Origin of the sequence: Paludisphaera soli (genome assembly GCF_011064595.1) — a bacterium.
Taxonomy (GTDB): Bacteria; Planctomycetota; Planctomycetia; order Isosphaerales; family Isosphaeraceae; genus Paludisphaera; species Paludisphaera soli.
Genome location: NZ_JAALJI010000044.1, coordinates 25,036 through 32,246, shown reverse-complemented (window position 1 = coordinate 32,246; position 7,211 = coordinate 25,036). Strand labels below are relative to the sequence as shown.

The window sequence follows — 7,211 nt, the reverse complement described above, 5'->3', positions numbered from 1 at the left end:
AACCTCCAGCGAGTAGGAGACGAGAGCATGGCGAGGCCCAGCGGCCCCTGGTGGTGCCGCGAGCGTTCGAGGTGGGCGGCGACGATCTCGGGCAGGAGGGTCTCGGCCCCCGAGAAATCGGCGAGCGCGACAAGGCGGCCGCCTGGGCCTGGTACGCCGAGCGGGCGGCCGAGGCCGAGGAGGCGGCGATCCTGGCGGCCGGGCCCCCTGGCGGTCGCCGAGGTCTTCGAGGCGTACCTCGAAGCCCTGGCCGGGCGGATCGTGCGGGGCGAGGTGGCGGCGGTGACCTATCGGATGACCCGCTCCTCGCTGACGACGGCGTGGGGGTTCGCGGTCGGCGGCCGCAAGTTCGGCGAGATCCCGGCCGCCGCGGTTAAGACCTCCGACCTCGAATCGATCCTGGGCCGGTAGGCCCGACGATCCTCCCCGGTCAAGCCGGGGAAAAGCCTGTCGCCGGCCTACATGGCGATGGCGGCCGCGAGGATCAAGACGGCGTTCCGGCGGGCCGCGAACCCCGGGGGCGGCCTGGCCCCCCTGCTCCGCGACGACCCGTCCGCCGACTTCCGAGGCCCGCGATCGACGCCCGCCGAGGCCGAGGTACTCACGCGGGCCCAGGCGGCCGCGCGGCTCCGATGGCTGCGCTCGAAGGCCACGACCGAGGCCGACCGAAGATACCTGCTGCTGCAACGGACCTTAATCTGGACCGGCGCTCGGCCGTCGGAGCTGACCAGGGCGACCTGGCGTGAGATCTCCTGGGACGCGGGGAGGACGGCGACGGGGGCCGCGTTCGCGGTCCTGATCCGCCGCGAGTGGAAGCACAGCCGGAAGACCGGTCAAGCTCAGGACGATCGTCCTCCTGCCCTCGATCCGCCGGGCCCTGATGAGGCTGCGAGACCACGGCGGGGCGGCCCGTCGGACCCGATGCGCGTCGCGCCGATCGGATCGGAGTGGACCCTCGACGCCCTGGTCGGGGCGACACGCTACAAGCGCCGAAAGGCCGCCGCCGAGGGGGCGGGCCGGATCCGCGGTTACGCCTTGCGGCACGTCGCCGCGACCGAACTGCTCCGCCAAGGCGTCGACTCGCTGACCGCGGCCAATCTGCTGGGGACTTCGGTCCAGATGCTCGAAGAGACGTACGCGCACCTGGACCTGGGCGACCTCGCCGCGGCCGCCCAGGCCAGTCGTCGCGGCAGGATCACCAGGCCCCGAGGCGGCGGCCCCGGATCGGGCGCGGGCTGACGGCCGGGACGCGGGCCTCGAAAGTCGCGACCTTGATCGTCCGGGCCCGCTCTCGTTCCGCTTCCCAGGCCTCGACCGTCGACGCCTGGAACCGAACCGTGGGCCACCGGACGTACTTGCCTTCGGCCGTCAGCTCGATCTGCGGGAGGCCGCCCTCGATGACCACCGCTCGCGCCCGCCTTTCGTCCACGCCCCAGCGCTCGGCCAGGTCGCGGATCGCCAGGAGCTGGGCGTTCACGGCTCGTCCCCTCCTCGTCGAGGGCCCGTCCGGCCCCCCCGCCTTTCCCCCGGCGTCGCGTTCGACGGTCGTCATATCTCCCTCCAGGCCGCGGCCTCGGCCACGACCGCCATTGTCGCCGTGACCGTCACGACGACGGTCTCGCGGGTCGGCAGGAATTCGATCAGGTCCGCGTAGGGCCCCGGCCCCAGGGCCTCGGCGACCGTCGCGGTGGTCACGGCGGAGCCGACCTCGTTCCTTACGATCAGGCGGTATCCGCCCGGCTCGACGGACTCGCCGGCGGCCGGGCCGGCCATGATCGCGGGCCTGGTCTCCGCGGAGCATTTCTCGGCGGCCGCGACGGCCGCGCGGTTGGACTTGTGGCGTCTGAGCAGATCGTGGTGGATCACGATGTCACCTCGCTGATGAAACGGATGAACGCGTCCAAAACGGCGAAGGGGTCGAAGGTGTCGGTGGGGAAGACGGGGCTCGGGGACGACGACCGATCCGGCAGCCGCGCGAGGACCGCGTCGTCGGCGGCCGCCCCCAGGGACTCGACCAAGTGGGCACGGGTGATCGGCTTGTAATCGAACGCCTAGTCGGCGGCGGCCAGGCCTTCGGGATCCAGGCGGCCAGGCTTCGGCGGATGGCTGCGACCATTTCCTATCGACAAAACTGGGGTGAGGCCTGCTGCCCGGCAGGATGAAACGCCCGGCGAGGCGCAGTACTCTCAATGACGAGCCGCCACGACCATCGAGAGGGCCAGTCCGCCGGGGGCGTCGACGTCGCGCGTCATGGCCATGGCGAGACGCTCGATCCGCGCCCGACGGTCGGCGGCGCCCACGTCGCCCATGTCGCGGACGGCAGCCTCGAGATAGACCAGGCGATCGAACACCGTGAAAGCCGAGTCCTCCGGATTCGGAGGGTCCATCTCCACGGTGGTCGACCATTCGTGAGGCCGGCGATCCGTCTCGTTCGGGACGATCGAGGCCGAGATCGCGACCGCGCCGGATTGTTCGACGATGGAGAAATCGGCGGCCGCGGTCGCCATCGGGTGGTATGGGATCGGTGTGCGTCCCATAAGTGGCCCGAGCTGGTGGCGGGCTGCGAAGTAGGGGGTGAAAACTCGACGCTACCCCAGCGACGTCACCGACGAACAATGGGCCTCGATCGAGCCCTTCATCCCCCTGTACCCCGGCGGGCGGCCCCTTCCGGGACCGGACGACGCGACCGGTCGGGGCGAGGGATGCCGAGGCCGGCGGCGAGCGGGTTCGTGAGCGGCTGACGCATAATCCATGTATGACATGTACGGATTTGATGAAGTTCCCTCGGAGGGCTTGAGCCGGCCTCGCGGCGTGACGACCATACTCGGGCCCATTGGGTTGAACGCGGCCGTGAACGGCCGAGGCCCCGGGGAGTGGCGCGCGAGGTACCCCGGATGCTCTTTGACTTCGACGTGATCGTCGTGGGCGGCGGGGCCGGAGGGGGCGCATTCGCCTACGCATGCGCCCGGGCGGGGAAGTCGGTCCTGGTCCTGGAGAGGGGGGACGATCGCTACGCCGGGTCCGCTTCCCAGGACGAGCAGGCGATGATGATCGACAAGGGCCCGTACGACGACCGGAAGGTCGACGTCAACGGGTCGCCCCGGCGGCTCTACATGGGAGGGATCCTCGGGGGCGGCACGAGCCTGTACGGCGGGGCGCTGATCCGGCCGAGCGACCAGGATTTCCAGCCGGGGAGGTATTACGGCCGGCGGATCCCCCGCGCGATCTGGGAGTGGCCGATCTCCTACGCCGACCTGGAGCCTCACTTCACCGAGGCGGAGCGCCTCTACGGCATCGCCGGCTGCGAGGAGGACGACTTCGGCCCGCTGGGCAGACCGGCCCGAGGCTTCCCAGGAGAGCCCCTCCCCCTGCACCCCCTGAATCAGCGGCTCGTGGCCTCCAATCGCGCGAAGGGGCTGAGGCCGTTCCGCCTGCCCCTGGCCATCGACGCCGCGCGGTGCCTGCGCTGCGGGGCGTGCGCGGGCTATGTCTGCCCGACGGGCGCCCGACGGTCTTCCGCCCAGTTGTTGGAGTCGGCGGTGGCACGCGGGTATCCCCTCCAGATTCGGACTCGCGTCGAGGTGGAGCGGCTGGTTCGCGAGCCCGGCGGTCGGGGGACTCTCGTCGCCGTCCTCGACCGCGTCACCGGACTCCGGACCTGCTTTCGGGCGAGGCGTTACGCGCTGGCGGCGGGGGCCATCGGCTCGGCCCTGCTGCTGCTGCGGTCGGGGCTCAGCCACCCGATGATCGGCCGGAACTACATGTTCCACCTGGCCACGATCGTCGCCGGCGTGTTCCCGCAGGCCACGACCGCCGACTCGTCGTTCATCAAGCAGGTCGGCTTCGCCGACTACTACTTCGGCACGAAGAAGCACCGGCACAAGATGGGCCTCGTTCAGTCGCTCTCGGTGCCCGGGCCGTTGACGGCGGCGAAGTTCGCCCCGTTCCTCCCCGCGGCGGTCCGGCAGTTCCTCCGGGAACGGATGCTGCCGCTCGCCGGACTCGTCGAGGACCTGCCCGACCCCGCCAACCGCGTAACCCTGGGGCCCGAAGGCGGGGCCAAGCTCACCCACCGCTACTCCCGATACGACCTCGCCCGGCGCAAGCACCTGACCCCGGCGGTCACGCGGATCCTGAAACGCGCCGGGGCGGTGTACTGCGTCGCCCGGAAGTACACCTCGCACGAGCACGTGGCCCACCAGTGCGGCACGCTCCGATTCGGCCGCGAGCCCGCTTCCGCCGTGCTGGACGGCGATTGCCGGATGTACTCCGACCCGTCCGTCTTCGTCGTGGACGGGAGTTTCCTGCCGACCTCGCTGGGCGTCGGACCGGGCCTGACGATCATGGCCAACGCCCTGCGCGTGGCTTCGAAGGCGGCGGCCGAGCTATGAGTACGGACGATTCTCCGCCCCTCACCCTCGGCCGACGGCTCTCGATCCGTCGGGAGCAATTCAGTCAGGCCCGCCGGATCCACGGCGGGCTCGGCGGGCTCTGCCTCGCGGCCGCCGCGGTCCGGCTGTCCCGCCTCCCGATCCCCTCGCGGCGGCTGCGACGGCGGCTCTACCGGGATCTCTACGCCCGGATGTACCCGCCGGGGCTGGACGAGGCGGAGGCCGATCGCCCGCTGGAGGAGTACCGCTCCTTCAACGACCTGTTCACCCGGGGCGTGAGGCCGGAGCGCCGTCCCATCGCCGCCGACGCGGGGGATTTCGCCTGCCCCTGCGACGGGACGGTCCAGGACGTCGGCCGCGTGGAGAACGGCCGCATCCTGACCGTCAAGGGAATCGAGTACTCGGCCGCCTCGCTGCTCGCCGTGCCGGACGTCGGCCCTTTCGAGGGGGGGCGGTTCGTGATCGTCTTCCTCTCGCCGATCGACTGCCACCGCGTCTTCAGCCCCGTGAGCGGGCGGATCGAGGCCATGGTGCACGTCCCGGGGGCGCGGTTGCTCGTCCACCCGCCCTTCCAGCGGGCCGAGTACCCGGTGTACACCTCGAACGAGCGGGTCATCTTCCACCTGGCGTCGGAGGAAGCCCCGTGCGCGGTCGTCATGGTGGCCGGCTGGGGCGTCGGCAACGTCTCCTCGCCGCACGCGCCGGGATTCCGCCCCGGTGCGAGGCGGGTCGAGTCCCACACCTGGCCTTCCCCGCAGCCCGTCGAGCGGGGCGGATGGCTCGGGACTTTCGGGCTGGGCTCGACGGTCGTCCTCATCACTTCGGCGACGCCCGAGGCGACGCCCCTGGTGTCCCCCAACGAGAAGGTCCGATATGGTCAGCCCGTCTTCCGGGTCGCCCGCCCCGGCGACTCGAATTGAGAACGACCTCGCGGTCGTCGAGCCCCTCGCGACGACGACCGGCGCCATTCCCCCCGCCCGGCGGAGCCCGGTCGTCATCGTCGACCTGGGCCGCGCCATCGCGGCGGGCTACGCGGCCTTCGTGGACGAGGAGGCGCCGGGCCGGGCCGTCCTGATCGCCGCAGGAGGGAGCCGGCCGGGCTCGCGGGTTGATTCGGCGGGCGGACGTTTCGACCAGGCGGGCGCTGAAGGGCGCGAAGTGGATCTGGTCCTGGTCCTCGGCCTCCGGCGCGTCGAGGACGATCTAAGAAATCTCGACGACCTGCTGAGGACCTTTCAAGGAGTTCCCATAAGGTTCGTCGGCGTCGTCTCCAGCTTCCGAGTCCATCTCGATGACGCCGAGGCCGAGGGCTCCGAGCGGCTCGCCTTGCAGCGGATTCGTTCGATCGGGCCGGGGGCGAGGGTCGCCGTCTTCCGTCCCGGCCACGTCCTGGGCCCTGGTTCGGAGGCGAGTCGGCTCCTGACCCGCTTCGCATCGCTCGCCCCGCTGGTCCCCGGCCGTTTCCGATCCTGCTTCGTCGACGGGGCCGAGTTGTTCGCCGCCATCGAGGCGGAGCGGGGGGGGGACGACGGGTCGCCGGCGGCGTCGGACGCGAACCTTGCCGGCCGGGTCCCCGGCGGCCGTGAGCGATTCTACACGCAGCTGGGCGTCAACGCCCCCTGGCGTGAGATGCTCGAGCGTCACCGCGACGTCCGCGGCGGGTCGGTCGCACGGGCCGTCGCGACGGGCCTCGCCTGGCTGGGCGTCGGGCAGGCGGCCGGCCTGGCGGCTTCGCTGCTGTCGCGGTGGACCTCCTGGGGCCGCGCCTTCGACGTGCGGACGCTCAAGCCACGCTCGTTCGGCGAGTTGATCTCGCTCTGCCATCGGGGGAACATCGATCGGGTCCGGGTCGTCGGCTACAACAACGGCGTGAATCACTTCGGCCACCGCCACCCCGGCAGGACGGTCGTCTCCACGGTGCTCTGCCGGCGCGCCGCTCGGGTCCGGCCGGGGCGGCTGAAGGCGGATTGCGGGGCGACGATCCGCGACGCCCTCGACTGCCTCTCCCCGCTCGGGGAGGACCTGTACGTCATCCCGAACTACTCGTACGTAGCCCTCGGCACCTCCTTCTTCGTACCGATCCACGGCTCCTCGGTCGACTATGCCACCGTCGCGGACACGATCGACCGGGTCGTCCTCTACGACCCGTCCCGGGACCGGATCATCTCGGCCTCGCGAGACGAGGACGCCTTCCGCGACAACGTCTACGACCTGCGGTCCCCGGTCGTGGTCCTGCGGCTCCTCCTGCGCACCAAGCCGAAGGCGAGCTACTTCGTACGTCGCGAGACGCGGTTCCGGCCGGCCGCCGACGAGATCCTCGACGCCCTCCGCGACGACGAGGCCACCAACGTCGAGGTCCGCCAGTCCCACGCCGCCGCGCCCGGGGTGACGATCAGCCGGTATTACAACGACCCGGGCGACGCGTCCGGCGCCGCCCTGGAGCTGCCCCGCGACGCCCTGGGCCGGCTGTGGGATCGGCTGGAGGAGAACCCGGTCACCTCGTTCCTCATGCACGCCCTGAGCCGGCGCGTCGCCTGGCACACCGAGCTTTTCCTCACGCCCCGGGAGTTCGAGGTCTTCTGGCGGAAGCGGGCCGAGGTCCCCCTGCGCAAGATCCAGCTCCGATACATCCGCCGCGACGGGATGCCGCACTCGCCCTTCCGGGAAGAGGACAACGTCTCCGCCGACCTGTTCATGTTCCGCACCAGCAAGCCGGCGTTCGACGCCCTCCTGAGGAAGCACCTCCCGGCCGTCAGGACCAACCCCGGCAAGCACAGCCATTAAGGTCTCGCATGCAACAGCCATCAACTCCAGCCGATG

Annotated in this window: 8 protein-coding genes; 5 read left to right on the top strand and 3 right to left on the bottom strand. The window is 71.2% G+C overall.

Going from position 1 to position 7,211, the window contains the following annotated elements; all coding sequences use genetic code 11:
- Positions 1–411 (top strand): hypothetical protein (locus tag G6O68_RS29720; RefSeq protein WP_206108256.1); only part of this gene is annotated, 411 nt, incomplete at its 5' end.
- A gap of 51 nt (positions 412–462) precedes the next feature.
- On the top strand, positions 463–1,239 hold the full coding sequence (locus tag G6O68_RS29715) for a hypothetical protein (RefSeq protein ID WP_165253034.1): 777 nt from the start codon (positions 463–465) through the stop codon (positions 1,237–1,239).
- On the opposite strand, the gene G6O68_RS29710 is transcribed toward G6O68_RS29715, so the two are convergent.
- From G6O68_RS29710 to G6O68_RS29700, 3 genes are all read right to left on the bottom strand, one after another.
- Entirely contained in the window at positions 1,196–1,477 is a 282-nt protein-coding gene (locus tag G6O68_RS29710) for a hypothetical protein (protein WP_165253032.1), read from the bottom strand. The genes G6O68_RS29715 and G6O68_RS29710 overlap by 44 nt on opposite strands.
- 71 nt (positions 1,478–1,548) lie before the next feature.
- On the bottom strand, positions 1,549–1,866 hold the full coding sequence (locus G6O68_RS29705; RefSeq protein ID WP_165253030.1) for a hypothetical protein: 318 nt from the start codon (positions 1,864–1,866) through the stop codon (positions 1,549–1,551).
- 320 nt (positions 1,867–2,186) lie between these two features.
- Complete coding sequence (locus tag G6O68_RS29700) at positions 2,187–2,507, bottom strand: hypothetical protein (protein WP_165253028.1); 321 nt, start codon at positions 2,505–2,507, stop codon at positions 2,187–2,189.
- A 387-nt stretch (positions 2,508–2,894) separates the two neighbouring features.
- On the opposite strand from G6O68_RS29700, the gene G6O68_RS29695 reads away from it, so the two are divergent.
- The 3 genes from G6O68_RS29695 to G6O68_RS29685 are packed head-to-tail and all read left to right on the top strand — an operon-like array spanning position 2,895 to position 7,175.
- Positions 2,895–4,391, top strand: coding sequence for an FAD-dependent oxidoreductase (locus tag G6O68_RS29695; RefSeq protein WP_165253026.1), 1,497 nt, complete (start codon positions 2,895–2,897; stop codon positions 4,389–4,391).
- Positions 4,388–5,311: an archaetidylserine decarboxylase gene (asd, locus tag G6O68_RS29690; protein WP_165253024.1), complete on the top strand. Its 924-nt coding sequence runs from the start codon at positions 4,388–4,390 to the stop codon at positions 5,309–5,311. Before G6O68_RS29695 ends, asd begins: the two co-directional genes overlap by 4 nt.
- Positions 5,265–7,175, top strand: coding sequence for a hypothetical protein (locus G6O68_RS29685; protein WP_165253022.1), 1,911 nt, complete (start codon positions 5,265–5,267; stop codon positions 7,173–7,175). Before asd ends, G6O68_RS29685 begins: the two co-directional genes overlap by 47 nt.
- Positions 7,176–7,211: the final 36 nt, after the last annotated feature.